Annotated in this window: 1 protein-coding gene; it reads left to right on the top strand. The window is 63.0% G+C overall.

Annotation, left to right across the window (positions count from 1 at the left end; genetic code table 11):
• A partial coding sequence (locus SB822_RS61050) for a GH36-type glycosyl hydrolase domain-containing protein (RefSeq protein ID WP_410859650.1) occupies positions 1-235 on the top strand: 235 nt, incomplete at both ends.

Genomic DNA, 235 nt, shown 5'->3' with positions numbered 1-235 from the left:
GCATGGCGTCTGTTCTCGCTCATCAGCCCGGTCAGTCATGGTCGCAACCCGGATATCTACCGCGTCGAGCCTTATGTGATTGCAGCCGACATCTATTCTGTCGAGCCGCGTCGCGGGCAGGGTGGCTGGACCTGGTACACCGGTTCCGCCGGCTGGTTCTACCGCGTTGCGACGGAGGGTATCCTTGGCGTTACAAAACACGGCGACCGCCTGCATCTCGACCCGGCCTTGCCGC

Source organism: Paraburkholderia sp. SIMBA_054, assembly GCF_046534875.1.
Lineage (GTDB): Bacteria > Pseudomonadota > Gammaproteobacteria > Burkholderiales > Burkholderiaceae > Paraburkholderia > Paraburkholderia hospita.
Note: the sequence above shows the minus strand (reverse complement) of the source record. Positions and strands in the feature narration are given on the sequence as shown.